This window comes from Thermoflavimicrobium daqui (assembly GCF_003313465.1).
GTDB lineage: Bacteria > Bacillota > Bacilli > Thermoactinomycetales > Thermoactinomycetaceae > Thermoflavimicrobium > Thermoflavimicrobium daqui.
The window spans coordinates 81,721-95,644 of sequence record NZ_KZ845669.1; the positions used below are offsets into that span (position 1 = coordinate 81,721).

The following is a 13,924-nucleotide window of genomic DNA, read 5'->3' on the forward strand; positions in this document are numbered from 1 at the left end:
AGGTGGAGCCCTCTATGCTAAAACGATTTGTGCAACTCGCCTTCATTGTAATTGGAGCATCTGCGGGCTACTATGCTGGTCCACCATTATTCCAGGTGCTTCGAACATCTCCTCTAAGACTTGGTGAGATTCCATATTCTCACTTAATTGGAGCAGGTTTAGGTGCTGTCATTGCTTTTGTCGCAACCCTTTGGCTAACTGACTATGTAGTAAAATGGATTCGTTGGATCGAAGAACGGCTGATTAAAATTCCAGCGGTAGATGGTTTGTTTGGGACAGTGGGACTTATTTTCGGACTTATTATTGCTTTTCTTGTTCAACAGCCATTGTCACTTCTACCTCTTCCTGGACTCAAAAGCGTTTTACCGTTTGTAGTTTCTGGAGTAATGGGTTACTTGGGATTTCGTGTAGGGTATAAAAAACGGGATGAACTTATCTCCATTTTTACATTAGGTCGTCAGGGAAAAGATAAGGATAAAAACAAAAAAGAAAATAAGGACCTCTTTGAACACAAAATTTTAGATACAAGTGTAATTATCGATGGTCGAATCGCAGATATTTGTCGTACAGGATTTTTAGAAGGGACATTAGTCATTCCGAGTTTTGTCCTAGAAGAACTTCAACATATTGCCGACTCGTCAGATGTATTAAAAAGAAACCGCGGGCGGCGCGGTCTTGACATTTTAAATAAAATTCAAAAGGAACTGGATGTCAAGGTTTTAATATATGAAGGCGATTTCGAAGATGTATCTGAAGTTGATAGCAAGTTAGTTAAGTTAGCTAAAGTATTATCAGGCAAAGTAGTAACGAATGACTTTAACCTAAATAAAGTATGTGAGTTGCAAGGAGTTCAAGTATTAAATATCAATGACTTAGCAAATGCCGTGAAACCAATTGTTCTTCCTGGAGAAGAAATCAATGTCCAAGTGATTAAGGATGGTAAAGAACATAATCAAGGTGTGGCTTATTTAGATGATGGTACAATGATTGTAATTGAGGGCGGTCGTGAATATATTGGTAACCAAATCGATGTCTTGGTCACAAGTGTTCTACAAACATCCGCTGGAAGAATGATTTTTGCTAAGCCTAAACTTTTGGAACGAGCTTTATAATATAACAAGCAAACTCTACGCCCGTGTCGGCCTAAGCCGCCGGGCATTCTTGTGTATGGAAAGGAGTTAGGGTAAGTGAAGGTTGGTGTAGTCATTCCAGCAGCAGGTCAAGGAAAACGAATGAGGACTAAGACAAGTAAACAGTTTTTAATGCTTGAAAATAAGCCTATTCTTATACATACTTTATTGGTGTTTGAATCACATCCTGATATAGATGAGATCGTTGTAGTTACTCAAGCAAAGGAACTAGAAGAAACACAAAAGTGGATTAGACAGTATCAGCTCAGTAAAGTAACCTATGTTTTACAGGGAGGGAAAGAGCGACAAGATAGTGTTTATGAAGGCCTTCAAATGATGAAAGCAGATTTAGTCTTGGTTCACGATGCAGTACGCCCTTTTGTATCCCATGATGCGATTGATCGAATACTTGAAGCGGTCAAAATGCATGGAGCAGCCATTTTAGCTGTACCTGTAAAAGATACTATTAAGCAAGTGGATCAAGCTGGAATTGTCGAGATGACTCCTGATCGGAACCGGCTTTGGGCAGTCCAAACACCGCAAGCTTTTCGGTACCAATTATTATGGGAAGCACATAAGCAAGCGAAGGAGCAGCAAATATTAGCTACAGACGATTCAATGCTTGTTGAAGAACTTGGGATTGATGTTCGTGTTGTTATGGGGGAATATACTAATTTGAAGTTAACCACACCTGAAGATTTATTTCTAGCAGAAATCATTTATAAAGCGAGGAGTCAGTCAGAATGATACGTGTTGGACAAGGATTTGATGTTCATCAGTTGGTTGAAGGACGGCCATTAATTATAGGTGGAATTGAGATTCCCTATCCAAAAGGTTTATTGGGACATTCCGATGCAGACGTATTATTACATGCTATCACTGATGCAATCTTAGGTGCACTGGCTTTAGGGGATATTGGTAAGCATTTTCCGGATACAGACCCAACGTATAAAGGAGCTGATAGTGCTCAGCTCCTAAAGGAGACTTGGAAATTAGTTCAAGAACGGGGCTATTTATTAGGGAATGTAGATGCGACTATCATTGCACAAAAGCCCAAAATGGCTCCATATATACCACAGATGACAGAACGGATCGCTAAGCTATTAGAAGCTGAGCCTACTCAGATCAATATCAAGGCAACAACTACAGAAAAACTAGGCTTTACGGGCAGAGAAGAAGGAATTACTGCTATGGCAGTTGTTTGTTTAATGAAATAATGAAATGGAATGAATTACAGTATGTTGCTCAATTCGAGCCAAAACCTAGATCATTCCTAGAGCTAGAGCAAATCGTTTTTGTGTAGGATCGACTTTTGAAGGATCAAGGCTACGGGAGTGAGTGGGGAATCAATGAGCGACCGATTAAGAGGGTAACCTCGAATTGATGAGTTATAGGAGTATGTTTCAAAGGATATTTAAGTGACTATTTTAGAGAGGAACCTCTGTCTATAATAGAACGATAGAGATGGTTTATCGAATGGGAAAATAAAGGAGCTACAGAAAATGAGAAGAGTTCGTACACGTTATGCACCAAGCCCCACTGGTCATTTACATATCGGAAATGCACGTACTGCTTTATTTAGTTATCTTTTTGCGAAAAAACATGGTGGAGATTATATTCTTCGTATTGAAGATACAGATACTGAGCGTAATATCGCTGGTGGAGAGTATAGCCAAATGGAGGGTCTACACTGGCTTGGGATCGATTGGGATGAGTCCATTGATAAAGGAGGATCTTATGGTCCTTATCGTTGTTTAGAGAGAATGGATATCTATAAAAAATATATAGATCAATTATTAGCTGAAGGTAAAGCATATAAAAGTTATAGTACGCCAGAAGAGATAGAAAAAGAAAGAGAAGAGCAATTAGCTCGTGGAGAAACGCCAAAATATAGTGGATGGGATCGAGATTTAACACCTGAGCAGCAAGCTAAGCTAGAGGCTGAAGGAAGAATACCCAGTATTCGCTTTCGGGTTCCAGAAGGGAAATCAATAATATTTGAAGATGCCGTGCGTGGTACAGTAAAGTTTGACTCAGATGGTATTGGTGACTTTGTCATTATGCGTCCAGATGGTCGCCCCACGTATAATTTTGCTTGTGTCATTGATGATGCACTCATGGAAATTTCCCATGTGATTCGGGGAGAAGAACATATATCCAATACACCTCGACAACTACTTATTTATGAAGCATTTGGGTTTGAAGTACCTCAATTTGCTCATCTCCCGCTGATTTTAAATCCAGAAGGTAAAAAGATGAGTAAACGGGATGAATCGATTATTCAATTTATTAACCAATATAAAGAGCTTGGGTTTTTACCTGAAGCATTGGTAAACTTTATGGCCCTTTTAGGTTGGGCTCCTGAGGTGGAGGAAGAAATTTTTTCTTTAGCAGAACTATGTCAAAACTTCTCATTAGAGCGTATATCTAAAGCACCAGCTGTTTTTGACACTGGAAAATTAAAGTGGATGAACAACCATTATATCAAAAAAGCTTCATTAGAACGGATTGTTGAGTTAGCACTGCCTTATTTTGAACAAGCAAATCGAATTACTCTCCCTTTATCGGAAATTCAAAAGCAGTGGTTCACACGTCTTGTAGCACTATATCAAGAGAAACTGGATCAAGTTTCCAGTATAGTGCCATTGACGGAAATATTTTTCCGAAGCGAGATAGAGTATAATGAAGAGGCAAAGCAAGTACTTACAGGAGAACATATTCCTATCGTCCTTTCTGCATTTCTTACACAATTGGAGGCAGAAGAAGAATTTACTCCGAACCAGATTAAAGCCATGTTTAAACGGGTACAAAAAGAAACAGGATATAAAGGTAAGCAGTTATTTATGCCTATTCGTGTTGTAGTAACTGGAGAAGTACATGGCCCTGATTTAAACGAAACATTATCTTTAATTGGTATGGAAACAGTGAAGCAGCGTATAAAAAGATTAGTTGACAGTCATGATTTGCTTGTTAGAAAATGAAATGTACTTTAGGATTGGTATTTTTGTAAGAACGATTTATTTGAAAAGCAATGTGTAACCTAGATTGAAAATAAAGTGCTACGTTTTTACTCGACAACAACATAAATGATAAGTGATGATTGGGAGAGTAAAGTCTGGTTGGAATCTCAGAGAGGAGCTATTTGGTGGAAAGCTTCATTTCTCCAGATTTGAAATGCACCCATGAGCTGACATCTGAATCGGCTTTTATGCTGTAGTAGGATGATCCGATATCCATCGTTAACGGAGTAGAGAGGAATTCTATTTTGGATGAATTCAAGCAGAGTGGAACCGCGGAGTGATGCCGTCTCTGTAGCATATGCTACAGAGACTTTTTTATTAAAGAGGGGTGAAACAAATCATGAACTGGTGGAGAAAACTAAAAGAAATACGTAAGGGAATGAAATCAGATATCCAAGCTGTATTTGATCGAGATCCCGCAGCGAGAAGTACGATAGAAGTGGTTCTCACTTATGCTGGTTTACATGCTATCTGGTCACATCGACTTGCACACTTCTTTTATCAAAAGCACCTATTTTTGATAGCTCGAATTATTTCACAGGTAAGTCGTTTTTTTACAGGGATTGAAATCCATCCAGGAGCTAAGATTGGTCATGGTGTGTTTATTGATCATGGAATGGGTGTGGTCATTGGTGAGACATGTGAGATTGGTGACTATGTGACGATCTATCAAGGTGTAACACTTGGCGGTACAGGAAAAGAAAAGGGGAAGCGTCATCCTACTATTGAAGAACATGTACTTATTTCATCTGGAGCTAAGGTATTAGGGTCGATCACTGTTGGAAGGTGTGCTAAAATTGGTGCGGGTTCAGTTGTCTTAAAAAATATCCCTCCTAATTCAACGGTCGTAGGAGTACCTGGACGAGTGGTCATCCAAGATGGCGTTCGGGTACAAACGGATCTAGATCATGTTAATTTGCCTGATCCTGTAGCAGAAATGTTTCGTTCTATGCAATCTGAGATTAGCCAGTTGAAAACAGAGTTAGAAGCGTTAAAAAGAGCAGTGGATTCGAATGAACAAGGAGGAACGAAAGAACATGGCAGTCCAGCTTTACAATACAATGACTAGGCGTAAAGAATTATTTGAACCACTAAATTCAAATCAAGTCAAAATGTACGTGTGTGGACCAACAGTATATAACTATATTCATATTGGGAATGCACGTGTATTTGTTTTTTTTGATGTTGTTCGTCGCTATTTACAATATTTGGGTTATGATGTTACCTATGTTCAAAACTTTACAGATGTGGATGATCGATTGATACAAGCTTCAATGGATACAGGACGCACAGTACCAGAGATCGCTGAAGAGTATATTCATGCCTATTTCGAAGATATGGATGCACTGAAAGTAAAACGGGCTGATGTCCATCCACGGGCGACAGAGCATATAGAGGAAATGATTTCCGCAGTGCAAACTTTAATCGAAAAGGGTTATGCTTATGAGAGGGATGGTGATGTTTATTATCGTTCTCTATATAAAAAGGATTACGGTAAGCTATCCCATCAATCTTTGGATGAATTAAAGTCAGGTGCGAGAATTGAGATCAACGAGCGCAAAGAACATGCCTTAGATTTTGCTTTGTGGAAGGCTGCAAAGCCAGGAGAAATTAGTTGGGAAAGCCCTTGGGGACCTGGACGGCCTGGTTGGCATTTAGAATGTTCGGTAATGGCGCGTAAATATTTAGGCGATACATTAGATATTCATGCTGGCGGGATGGATCTTTGTTTTCCCCACCATGAGAATGAAATTGCACAAAGTGAGGCATGGACCGAAAAGCAGTTTGTTAGATATTGGTTGCACAATGGATTTATTAATATAGATAATGAGAAAATGTCTAAATCACTTGGTAATATTATTCGAGTTGTGGAACTACGTAAAAACTATTCGGTACCAGCGATTCGCTACTTCTTATTATCTTCGCATTATCGTAATCCGATTAACTTTAACCAAGAAGTTATGCAGCAAGCAGAAGCTAGTGTGGATCGTATACAAACAGCTGTGTCTAATCTGCAGCATCGTAAAGAGACAGCACTCTCTGGTGATGTGCCTGAGGAATTAACACATGAATTGAAAAGATTAACTGATCAATTTACGTTAGAAATGAATGATGACTTTAATACAGCCAACGCCATTAGTGTCTTGTTTGATGCGGTTCGCTTATCAAATGAATGGGTTGCACGCTCTGTTGTTACGATTGAGTCACTCAATTTACTATTAGACTTCCTTCAAGAGATTGGTGGAAATATACTAGGGCTCATAGATACCCATGCACAAGAATGTTTGGATCAAGAGGTTGAAGTTTTAATTGCGGAACGACAGCAAGCGCGGAAAGATAAGAATTTTAAACGGGCAGATGAAATTCGTGATATGTTAAATGCGAAGGGAATTATATTAGAGGATACTCCTCAAGGTGTACGGTGGAGAAGAAAATGAATCAATTCTTCTCTTCTTCTCTACCTAAACTGCCCCAAGAGATAAATCCGCTCACCCTTGCTTATATGGGAGATGCGATTTATGAAATATATGTACGTGAGTATTTGATTGCACAAGGCATTTCCTTACCCCAACATTTGCAAAAAGAAGCAACCAAATATGTTTCGGCAAATGCGCAGGCAAAGGCATTTTACCAGATCAAATCACTTTTAAGTGAAGATGAATTAACCATCCTAAAGCGAGGTAGAAATGCAAAGTCAGGAAGTATACCCAAGAATGCCAAGGTCTCTGATTACCGTTATAGTACAGGGTTAGAAGCTTTATTTGGCTACTTATATTTGTCTGGAAAACAGTCACGTATCCAACAATTAATGCAAACGATTTTGCAAAAAGATCATGAAGAGGTGTAGTTTAGTGGGATCAGAATGGATAATCGGCAGACATGCGGTACAAGAGGCGATCCGCTCTGGCAGGAGTATTGATAAAGTTCTTTTCGCTGAGGGAGTTCAAAAGAAAAACTTAAAAGGAATTTTAGATCATATAGCTGTGGCTAAAGTACCTTATCAATGGGTTCCACGTTCAAAGTTAGATCAACTAGCAGAAGGTGGGAATCATCAAGGAGTCATGGCACAGGTAGCAGCTTATCAATATGCTACACTTGAAGAATGTTTTCAGCGTGCAGAGAGATTGGGAGAGTCCCCATTTTTTCTTTTATTGGATGGGATTGAAGATCCACATAACCTTGGTTCAATCTTACGAACTGCAGACGCTTCAGGGGTGCATGGTGTGATTATTCCAAAGCGCAGAGCGGTTGGACTTACAACAACTGTGGCTAAAACATCGGCTGGAGCGATTGAATATGTCCCTGTTGTGCGTGTACCCAACTTAAATCGGCTAGTTGAAGAATTAAAAGAAAGAGGAATTTGGATCATTGGTAGTGATGGAGAAGCTAAGCAGACTTATAACCAAGTCGATTATCAGATGCCGATTGCCATTGTTATTGGTAATGAGGGGCAAGGAATTAGCCCTCTTTTAAAGAAAAAATGTGACTTTTTGGTTCGCCTACCTATGTTAGGAAAAGTATCTTCTCTAAATGCTTCTGTTGCCGCTGGGATTTTAATGTACGAAGTACTACGTGGTAGGATGAGAAATGAATAAGCTAGAAGAATGGCTTGTTGTTGATGGTTATAATGTAATTGGCTCTAATACGGGGACAGATCGATCGATTCATTGGAATCCTTCTCAGTTGGAAGAAGAGCGAATCAAGTTGATCCGAGACCTTTCTGAATACCAAGCTGCATCAGGTAGACGAGTGTTTCTTGTGTTTGATGCTCATCGGACAGCTGGGAAAGAAGTCGTTGAAGAACAGGAAAAAATTACTGTGTATTATACTAGATATGGAGAAACAGCAGATGAGTTAATTGAGCGTTTTGTCAAAAAGTATAAGAGCCCCCATCGACGCATCTTTGTGGCAACCTCGGATTATTTAGAGCAGCGTATGGTGTTTGGTCAAGGTGCTTATCGCATTTCTTCCCGTGAGCTGTTACAAGAAATTAGGCTAGGGAAACAAAAATTAAGTGATAGATTACGTAAAAAGGGGAATATCAATATTACTTCAGGAAACGCCTTAGAAGAGAGATTATCTGATGAAATTAGAAACAAATTGGAAAAATGGCGAAGGAAAAATTAGTGAAAATTTGACGTTTTTGTTTCAGTTCAGCTATAATAGCATAAATCGGGTCTCTATGCTTACTTAGTCGGAGGGATAGCGGTGAGTGTAGATCTACAGTCCAGTGAATGGATTAATTATGATAAACTGGTAGATTATAAGTCATTACCCGACGAAGAGCTGGTAGAAGAAGTGCGTTTCGGCGATGATGAGGCTTTGGAATACTTGATCAATAAGTACAAAAATTTTGTTAGAGCAAAAGCAAGATCATATTTCTTAATTGGTGCGGATCATGAAGATATTGTGCAAGAAGGTATGATCGGCTTATATAAGGCGATTCGGGATTTTCGTGGAGACAAGCTTTCATCTTTTAAAGCTTTTGCTGAACTATGCATTACTCGTCAGATTATTACAGCGATCAAAACAGCTACTCGGCAAAAGCATATTCCACTTAATTCTTATGTCTCGTTGGACAAGCCTGCATATGATGAGGATTCTGATCGCACATTGATGGACAAGATTCCTGGTAGCCGACTAAATCCCGAAGAGATTTATATTACACAAGAGGAGTATAATGATATTGAAGGGAAGATTTCCCAGATTCTAAGTGATTTAGAACGAAAAGTATTAATGTTATATTTAGATGGACGTTCCTATCAAGAGATTGCTGTTGACTTAAATCGACATGTGAAATCGATTGATAATGCACTACAGAGAGTGAAACGAAAACTCGAACGTTATCTAGAAGTGCGTGAAATTTCACTTTAGACTGACATATCTTATTTTCCGAAAACAGGTACACAAATGGTACCTGTTTTTCATATTCGACAAAAAGTTACATATTCCTTTTTTGTTGTCATAAAAAGATGTGTAATAGAGTTAAAAGGCCTACCTAAAAAGTTCTTTTAAAGTGGGCTGAAAGAATGGAGTTGAAATGGTAATCGATTCGTTTATGAACGACTGGTGATCGGGAAAAATAGCGAAAAAAGGAGAAATGGGTAGATGGCTCATTCTCTGTTCTGTGAATATCTGATCAAGGTGGCAAATAAAGAGGAATTAGCAGATCTTGTTATTAAGAATGGACAGATAATGGATGTTTTCACCAAAGATATTTATATTGCTGATATAGCTATTGTTTGTGGAACTATGGCGGGGATATACTTCGTTAACAAGTCGCGGATTGGTTTAGGTATCTCAAGAGAGATATATTTCCATACAAGCATAATTTACAATCAAGTGCGTTTATATAGACAATAAAAAATGTTTGCAAATCTGTTTTTAGACATTTTAGAAGCGTTAAGATAAGAAAACAAGTAGGACATGACATTGACAGAAAAAGTTCATTATGATAATGTAATTTGGTGATTTTATATATTTATTTTATGAGCGGTTATTTTGAATCAAGGAGGTGCCGACCATGCGGGTAACAGTTACCATGCAATGCACAGAATGCCGCAATCGTAACTATACAACTTCTAAAAATAAACGGAAACATCCAGACCGTATGGAACTCCGTAAATTTTGTCCTCGTTGCAACGCACACACCGTACATCGCGAAACAAAATAAAGCTTTCGCGCTTTGTTAGAAGATGGGGGTGACAGCATGGCATCATTTATTAGCGGTATCGGTCGCGGGATCAAAAAAAGTGTATCCGGTACATCGGGCTTCTTTCGCGGTAGTATACAAGAGCTAAAAAAAGTACGTTGGCCCAGCCGTAAAGAAATGGTTAGTTATACCACTGTTGTATTATCAATTTGTATAGTACTTACAATCTTCTTTTTTATTATCGACTTGGGTATCGCTGAGATTGTAAAACTGATTATGAAGTAATAGTTAAGGCGTTATGCCATGAAGGGGGGATAGGGTAGACCCGATAGGTTATGGAAAAGCAATGGTATGTCGTTCATACGTATTCTGGCTACGAGAATAAAGTAAAAGCTAACTTGGAGAAGCGCGTTCACTCCATGGATATGCAAGATAAAATCTTTCGTGTCCTCGTTCCAATGGAAGAAGAGATCGAGCACAAGGAAGGTAAGAAAAAAACAGTCATGCGTAAAGTATTCCCAGGATACGTCTTAGTCGAGATGATCATGACTGATGACTCGTGGTATGTCGTACGGAACACACCAGGTGTAACCGGATTTGTCGGTTCGTCTGGGGCAGGTTCAAAACCGACCCCCCTTCGGTCGGAAGAAGCACACACCATCCTTCATCAAATGGGTCTAGAAGAGCCACGGGCAACTGCTGACTTTACTGTTGGTGAAAATGTCAAAGTAAAAGAAGGCCCATTTGCTAACTTTGTTGGTGTGATTGAAGAGGTGGATCTTAGCCGTTCAAAACTAAAAGTATTGGTTAATATGTTTGGGCGGGAAACGCCAGTGGAACTCGACTTCTTCCAGATAGAAAAAATTTAAAGTTTAGGAAGCCTTTCGTTTTCGGCTGTGTTGTGATAAATTAGTACTGTTTTAGTTGTACCCCTATCTTCGGGGCAGACGTCTGTCGTTGCCGTGGGAGGGTCAAACCCGAGAAAACCACATTCTTGAAGGAGGTAGATTTGCATGGCCAAAAAAGTGATTAAAGTGGTCAAGCTGCAAATCCCCGCTGGTAAGGCGAATCCGGCACCACCAGTAGGTCCGGCACTTGGTCAAGCTGGGGTTAACATTATGGGCTTTTGTAAAGAATTTAATGCCCGTACTGCAGAACAAGCTGGATTAATCATTCCAGTTGAAATTACAGTATATGAAGATCGTTCGTTTACTTTCATCACCAAAACACCACCAGCAGCAGTGTTATTAAAGAAAGCTGCAGGGATTGAATCAGGTTCTGGTGAACCAAACAAAACGAAAGTGGCAACGGTTAAACGGGATAAAGTACGTGAGATTGCAGAGCTTAAAATGCCTGATCTCAATGCAGCGAGCGTAGAAGCAGCTATGCGTATGGTCGAAGGTACTGCTCGTAGCATGGGTATTGTTATCGAAGATTAAGCATGACTACTCTGCCACGAGTAATCATGGCTTGTGGGAGGATTATCCGTTACGACCACGAAGGGAGGAAAAACAGTGGCTAAACATGGTAAAAAGTATTTAGAAGCACTTGGTAAAGTGGATAGCGAAAAGCAATATGATCCTATTGAAGCGCTTGAGCTTATCAAAAGTATTTCAACTGCTAAATTTGATGAGACCATTGAAGCAGCATTCCGTCTTGGGGTTGATACCAAACGTGCGGATCAACAAGTAAGAGGGGCTGTTGTACTTCCTCATGGAACAGGTAAAACGAAGCGAGTACTTGTTTTTGCAAAAGGCGAGAAAGCGAAAGAAGCAGAACAAGCAGGTGCTGAGTTCGTAGGCGATGAGGACCTCATCAACAAGGTAAGTCAAGGATGGCTTGACTTTGACGTGGTAGTTGCTACCCCAGATATGATGGGACAAGTAGGTCGTTTAGGGCGGATTTTAGGACCTAAAGGTCTTATGCCAAACCCAAAAACGGGTACCGTTACTTTTGAAGTAGCCAAAGCAGTTCAAGAAATTAAAGCTGGTAAAATCGAGTACCGTGCTGATAAATCAGGTAACGTGCATGCGGCGATTGGTAAGGTTTCATTTGATGTAGAAAAGCTAGCTGAAAACTTACAAGTTTTGGCTGAAACATTAATCAAAGCAAAACCTGCAGCTGCTAAAGGTACCTATATGAAGAATTGCACCATTTCTTCTACAATGGGTCCTGGTGTAACTGTTAATGTAGCTCGCTTATCTGGTCGTTAATTTTTGGCAAACCCTTGACAACGAGGTAGAATTTCAGTATCCTTAACCTCGTCAAAATTCGAATAAAAGATTACCGTAGACAGTAGGTGTGCATGTGCACTTAATTCCCTACCGAGGTGGCTTGGATAAAATGTGTATTTTTGCGGCCTTCGACTGTCTACGGAGGCTTTTTCTATTTCTGAAAAACTCCTGATGAGGAGGTGTACCCATGTCCAAAGCAATTGAGTTAAAAAAGCAAAAAGTAGCTGAGATCGTTGAAAAGTTATCTAACAGCAAAAGTACAATTTTGACTGACTACCGTGGTCTAACAGTAGCTGAGTCCAATGAGTTACGTAAGCAGTTGCGAGAAGCAGGGGTTGAGTTCTATGTACTTAAAAATACGCTGACTCGCCGTGCAAGTGCAGAAGTAGGATATACGGAGTTAGAGAAACATTTAACTGGACCTACTGCGGTTGCGTTTAGCAATGATGATGTGGTTGCTCCTGCAAAAGTACTCTATCAATTTGCGAAAGATCACGAAGCTCTCAAAATCAAAGCTGGAGTCGTAGAGGGAAATGTGGTAGATGTTGAGGCGATTACTGAGCTCGCTCAACTACCATCTCGCGAAGGTCTTTTGTCTATGCTGCTTAGTGTTCTTCAAGCACCAATGCGTCAATTTGCGCTTGCAGTTAAAGCTGTGGCTGAGAAAAACGAAGAAGGTGCTCCTGCTCAGGAAGCTTAATGCTGTTTGAAAAAATAAATATGGAAAGAATATAAGGAGGTAAACTCTCATGACGAAAGAACAAATCATTGAAGCGATTAAAGGAATGAGCGTTCTCGAACTGAACGACCTCGTAAAAGCAATCGAAGAAGAATTTGATGTAAAAGCAGCTGCTCCAGTAGCAGTAGTAGGACCAGTTGATGGTGGCAAAGAAGAAGAAAAAACCGAATTCGATGTTATCTTAAACAGTGCTGGTGCTTCCAAAATCAACGTAATCAAAGTGGTTCGTGGAATTACTGGTCTCGGACTCAAAGAAGCAAAAGCGCTTGTTGATGGTGCTCCAAGCCCAATTAAAGAAGGAGCTTCTAAAGAAGAAGCAGAAAAAATCAAAGCAGAACTCGAAGAAGCCGGTGCTAGTGTAGAACTGAAGTAATGCAGATTCCGGCCTGACCCGCCGTCATTGGTCGGCGGGTCGCTTTGTTCTATCAGCCGAGATGTTCCCGTAAGATTTGACGAGGAATTGATCGGCTTCTGATTTGTTAAGGCTCTCGCAAACCTCCATATCATTTTCCGTAGAGGAGGTTTCTATTCATGCACGAGCATTATTACTCGTCGAACCCATCTGCAAAAAGTGAAGAACGCTGCTTTCAAGCCCATCTACTAGAACACTCGTTTACCTTTTATACGGACAGCGGAGTATTCTCCAAAAAAGGCATTGATTTTGGAAGTCGACTTCTAATAGAGAATGTTTCTCTGCAACAAGAGAAGACTGTTCTTGATTTAGGAGCAGGTTATGGTCCGATTGGTATAACACTCGCCAGAGCATATCCACAGCTTTCAGTGGTGATGGTGGATATCAATGAACGAGCCATTGCACTTGCCAAACGAAATGCTGAAGTTAATCGTGTTATAGGACAAGTTGAGTGTATAGTCAGTGAAGGATTTAGTGAGCTTGCTAACCGTTCTTTTGATATGATTTTGTTTAATCCGCCCATTCGTATTGGTAAATCAGCTATTTACGAATTATTTTCTGAAGCAAAAAGCCATCTGGTCCCAGGTGGAAGTTTATGGATTGTCATTCGTAAAAAGCAGGGGGCAGAGTCTGCAAAAAAAGAGTTAGAACGAAACTATGATCATGTAGAAGTGGTAGCGCAAAAAAAGGGTTATTGGATCATTCAAGCGACAATTTATTGACATGTTTGTCCCTA

19 protein-coding genes and 2 other annotated features are annotated in these 13,924 nt (G+C 39.9%); all 19 genes read left to right on the forward strand.

Going from position 1 to position 13,924, the window contains the following annotated elements:
• Positions 1-14: 14 nt before the first annotated feature.
• The 19 genes from DL897_RS12730 (at position 15) to DL897_RS12820 (ending at position 13,910) form a co-directional block, all read left to right on the forward strand.
• Entirely contained in the window at positions 15-1,112 is a 1,098-nt protein-coding gene (locus tag DL897_RS12730) for a PIN/TRAM domain-containing protein (RefSeq protein WP_113659530.1), read from the forward strand.
• Between the two features lie 120 nt (positions 1,113-1,232).
• Positions 1,233-1,877, forward strand: coding sequence for a 2-C-methyl-D-erythritol 4-phosphate cytidylyltransferase (gene ispD / locus DL897_RS12735; protein ID WP_113659612.1), 645 nt, complete (start codon positions 1,233-1,235; stop codon positions 1,875-1,877).
• The gene (gene ispF, locus DL897_RS12740; protein ID WP_113659531.1) at positions 1,874-2,347 is read left to right on the forward strand and encodes a 2-C-methyl-D-erythritol 2,4-cyclodiphosphate synthase; all 474 of its coding nucleotides are present in this window, start codon (positions 1,874-1,876) and stop codon (positions 2,345-2,347) included. The genes ispD and ispF overlap by 4 nt, the downstream gene beginning before the upstream one ends.
• A 285-nt stretch (positions 2,348-2,632) precedes the next feature.
• On the forward strand, positions 2,633-4,111 hold the full coding sequence (gene gltX / locus DL897_RS12745; RefSeq protein WP_113659532.1) for a glutamate--tRNA ligase: 1,479 nt from the start codon (positions 2,633-2,635) through the stop codon (positions 4,109-4,111).
• Between the two features lie 106 nt (positions 4,112-4,217).
• Positions 4,218-4,444 (forward strand) — a binding site (T-box leader).
• A gap of 46 nt (positions 4,445-4,490) precedes the next feature.
• The gene (cysE, locus tag DL897_RS12750; protein WP_113659533.1) at positions 4,491-5,219 is read left to right on the forward strand and encodes a serine O-acetyltransferase; all 729 of its coding nucleotides are present in this window, start codon (positions 4,491-4,493) and stop codon (positions 5,217-5,219) included.
• Positions 5,188-6,588: a cysteine--tRNA ligase gene (gene cysS, locus DL897_RS12755; RefSeq protein WP_113659534.1), complete on the forward strand. Its 1,401-nt coding sequence runs from the start codon at positions 5,188-5,190 to the stop codon at positions 6,586-6,588. The genes cysE and cysS overlap by 32 nt, the downstream gene beginning before the upstream one ends.
• Positions 6,585-6,998 (forward strand): Mini-ribonuclease 3, encoded by a 414-nt coding sequence (locus DL897_RS12760; protein ID WP_113659535.1) that lies wholly within the window; start codon positions 6,585-6,587, stop codon positions 6,996-6,998. The genes cysS and DL897_RS12760 overlap by 4 nt, the downstream gene beginning before the upstream one ends.
• A 4-nt stretch (positions 6,999-7,002) precedes the next feature.
• Positions 7,003-7,746 (forward strand): 23S rRNA (guanosine(2251)-2'-O)-methyltransferase RlmB, encoded by a 744-nt coding sequence (gene rlmB / locus DL897_RS12765; RefSeq protein WP_113659536.1) that lies wholly within the window; start codon positions 7,003-7,005, stop codon positions 7,744-7,746.
• Positions 7,739-8,278 (forward strand): NYN domain-containing protein, encoded by a 540-nt coding sequence (locus DL897_RS12770; RefSeq protein ID WP_113659537.1) that lies wholly within the window; start codon positions 7,739-7,741, stop codon positions 8,276-8,278. The genes rlmB and DL897_RS12770 overlap by 8 nt, the downstream gene beginning before the upstream one ends.
• Before the next feature lie 81 nt (positions 8,279-8,359).
• Positions 8,360-9,025, forward strand: a complete 666-nt coding sequence (gene sigH, locus DL897_RS12775; protein ID WP_206186526.1) for an RNA polymerase sporulation sigma factor SigH — start codon at positions 8,360-8,362, stop codon at positions 9,023-9,025.
• Between the two features lie 234 nt (positions 9,026-9,259).
• The gene (locus DL897_RS12780) at positions 9,260-9,514 is read left to right on the forward strand and encodes a hypothetical protein (RefSeq protein ID WP_113659538.1); all 255 of its coding nucleotides are present in this window, start codon (positions 9,260-9,262) and stop codon (positions 9,512-9,514) included.
• A 160-nt stretch (positions 9,515-9,674) separates the two neighbouring features.
• Positions 9,675-9,824, forward strand: coding sequence for a 50S ribosomal protein L33 (rpmG, locus tag DL897_RS12785; protein WP_113659539.1), 150 nt, complete (start codon positions 9,675-9,677; stop codon positions 9,822-9,824).
• A 36-nt stretch (positions 9,825-9,860) separates the two neighbouring features.
• Entirely contained in the window at positions 9,861-10,088 is a 228-nt protein-coding gene (gene secE / locus DL897_RS12790; RefSeq protein WP_113659540.1) for a preprotein translocase subunit SecE, read from the forward strand.
• A gap of 50 nt (positions 10,089-10,138) precedes the next feature.
• A complete protein-coding gene (gene nusG, locus DL897_RS12795) occupies positions 10,139-10,672 on the forward strand; it encodes a transcription termination/antitermination protein NusG (RefSeq protein ID WP_113659541.1) in 534 nt (177 codons plus the stop codon).
• 144 nt (positions 10,673-10,816) lie between these two features.
• Entirely contained in the window at positions 10,817-11,242 is a 426-nt protein-coding gene (gene rplK, locus DL897_RS12800; RefSeq protein WP_113659542.1) for a 50S ribosomal protein L11, read from the forward strand.
• A gap of 33 nt (positions 11,243-11,275) precedes the next feature.
• Positions 11,276-12,016, forward strand: a complete 741-nt coding sequence (gene rplA, locus DL897_RS12805) for a 50S ribosomal protein L1 (protein WP_420824137.1) — start codon at positions 11,276-11,278, stop codon at positions 12,014-12,016.
• 55 nt (positions 12,017-12,071) lie between these two features.
• Positions 12,072-12,198, forward strand: a sequence feature (ribosomal protein L10 leader region).
• A gap of 26 nt (positions 12,199-12,224) precedes the next feature.
• Positions 12,225-12,737, forward strand: coding sequence for a 50S ribosomal protein L10 (gene rplJ, locus DL897_RS12810; protein ID WP_113659544.1), 513 nt, complete (start codon positions 12,225-12,227; stop codon positions 12,735-12,737).
• A 49-nt stretch (positions 12,738-12,786) separates the two neighbouring features.
• The gene (gene rplL, locus DL897_RS12815) at positions 12,787-13,149 is read left to right on the forward strand and encodes a 50S ribosomal protein L7/L12 (protein WP_113659545.1); all 363 of its coding nucleotides are present in this window, start codon (positions 12,787-12,789) and stop codon (positions 13,147-13,149) included.
• Between the two features lie 158 nt (positions 13,150-13,307).
• Entirely contained in the window at positions 13,308-13,910 is a 603-nt protein-coding gene (locus DL897_RS12820) for a class I SAM-dependent methyltransferase (RefSeq protein WP_113659546.1), read from the forward strand.
• Positions 13,911-13,924: the final 14 nt, after the last annotated feature.

Coding starts and splice junctions, on each gene's coding strand:
- DL897_RS12730 (WP_113659530.1), top strand. CDS start 15: ATGCTAAAACGATTTGTGCAACTCGCCTTCATTGTAATTGGAGCATCT.
- ispD (WP_113659612.1), top strand. CDS start 1,233: ATGAGGACTAAGACAAGTAAACAGTTTTTAATGCTTGAAAATAAGCCT.
- ispF (WP_113659531.1), top strand. CDS start 1,874: ATGATACGTGTTGGACAAGGATTTGATGTTCATCAGTTGGTTGAAGGA.
- gltX (WP_113659532.1), top strand. CDS start 2,633: ATGAGAAGAGTTCGTACACGTTATGCACCAAGCCCCACTGGTCATTTA.
- cysE (WP_113659533.1), top strand. CDS start 4,491: ATGAACTGGTGGAGAAAACTAAAAGAAATACGTAAGGGAATGAAATCA.
- cysS (WP_113659534.1), top strand. CDS start 5,188: ATGGCAGTCCAGCTTTACAATACAATGACTAGGCGTAAAGAATTATTT.
- DL897_RS12760 (WP_113659535.1), top strand. CDS start 6,585: ATGAATCAATTCTTCTCTTCTTCTCTACCTAAACTGCCCCAAGAGATA.
- DL897_RS12770 (WP_113659537.1), top strand. CDS start 7,739: ATGAATAAGCTAGAAGAATGGCTTGTTGTTGATGGTTATAATGTAATT.
- DL897_RS12780 (WP_113659538.1), top strand. CDS start 9,260: ATGGCTCATTCTCTGTTCTGTGAATATCTGATCAAGGTGGCAAATAAA.
- rpmG (WP_113659539.1), top strand. CDS start 9,675: ATGCGGGTAACAGTTACCATGCAATGCACAGAATGCCGCAATCGTAAC.
- secE (WP_113659540.1), top strand. CDS start 9,861: ATGGCATCATTTATTAGCGGTATCGGTCGCGGGATCAAAAAAAGTGTA.
- nusG (WP_113659541.1), top strand. CDS start 10,139: ATGGAAAAGCAATGGTATGTCGTTCATACGTATTCTGGCTACGAGAAT.
- rplK (WP_113659542.1), top strand. CDS start 10,817: ATGGCCAAAAAAGTGATTAAAGTGGTCAAGCTGCAAATCCCCGCTGGT.
- rplJ (WP_113659544.1), top strand. CDS start 12,225: ATGTCCAAAGCAATTGAGTTAAAAAAGCAAAAAGTAGCTGAGATCGTT.
- rplL (WP_113659545.1), top strand. CDS start 12,787: ATGACGAAAGAACAAATCATTGAAGCGATTAAAGGAATGAGCGTTCTC.
- DL897_RS12820 (WP_113659546.1), top strand. CDS start 13,308: ATGCACGAGCATTATTACTCGTCGAACCCATCTGCAAAAAGTGAAGAA.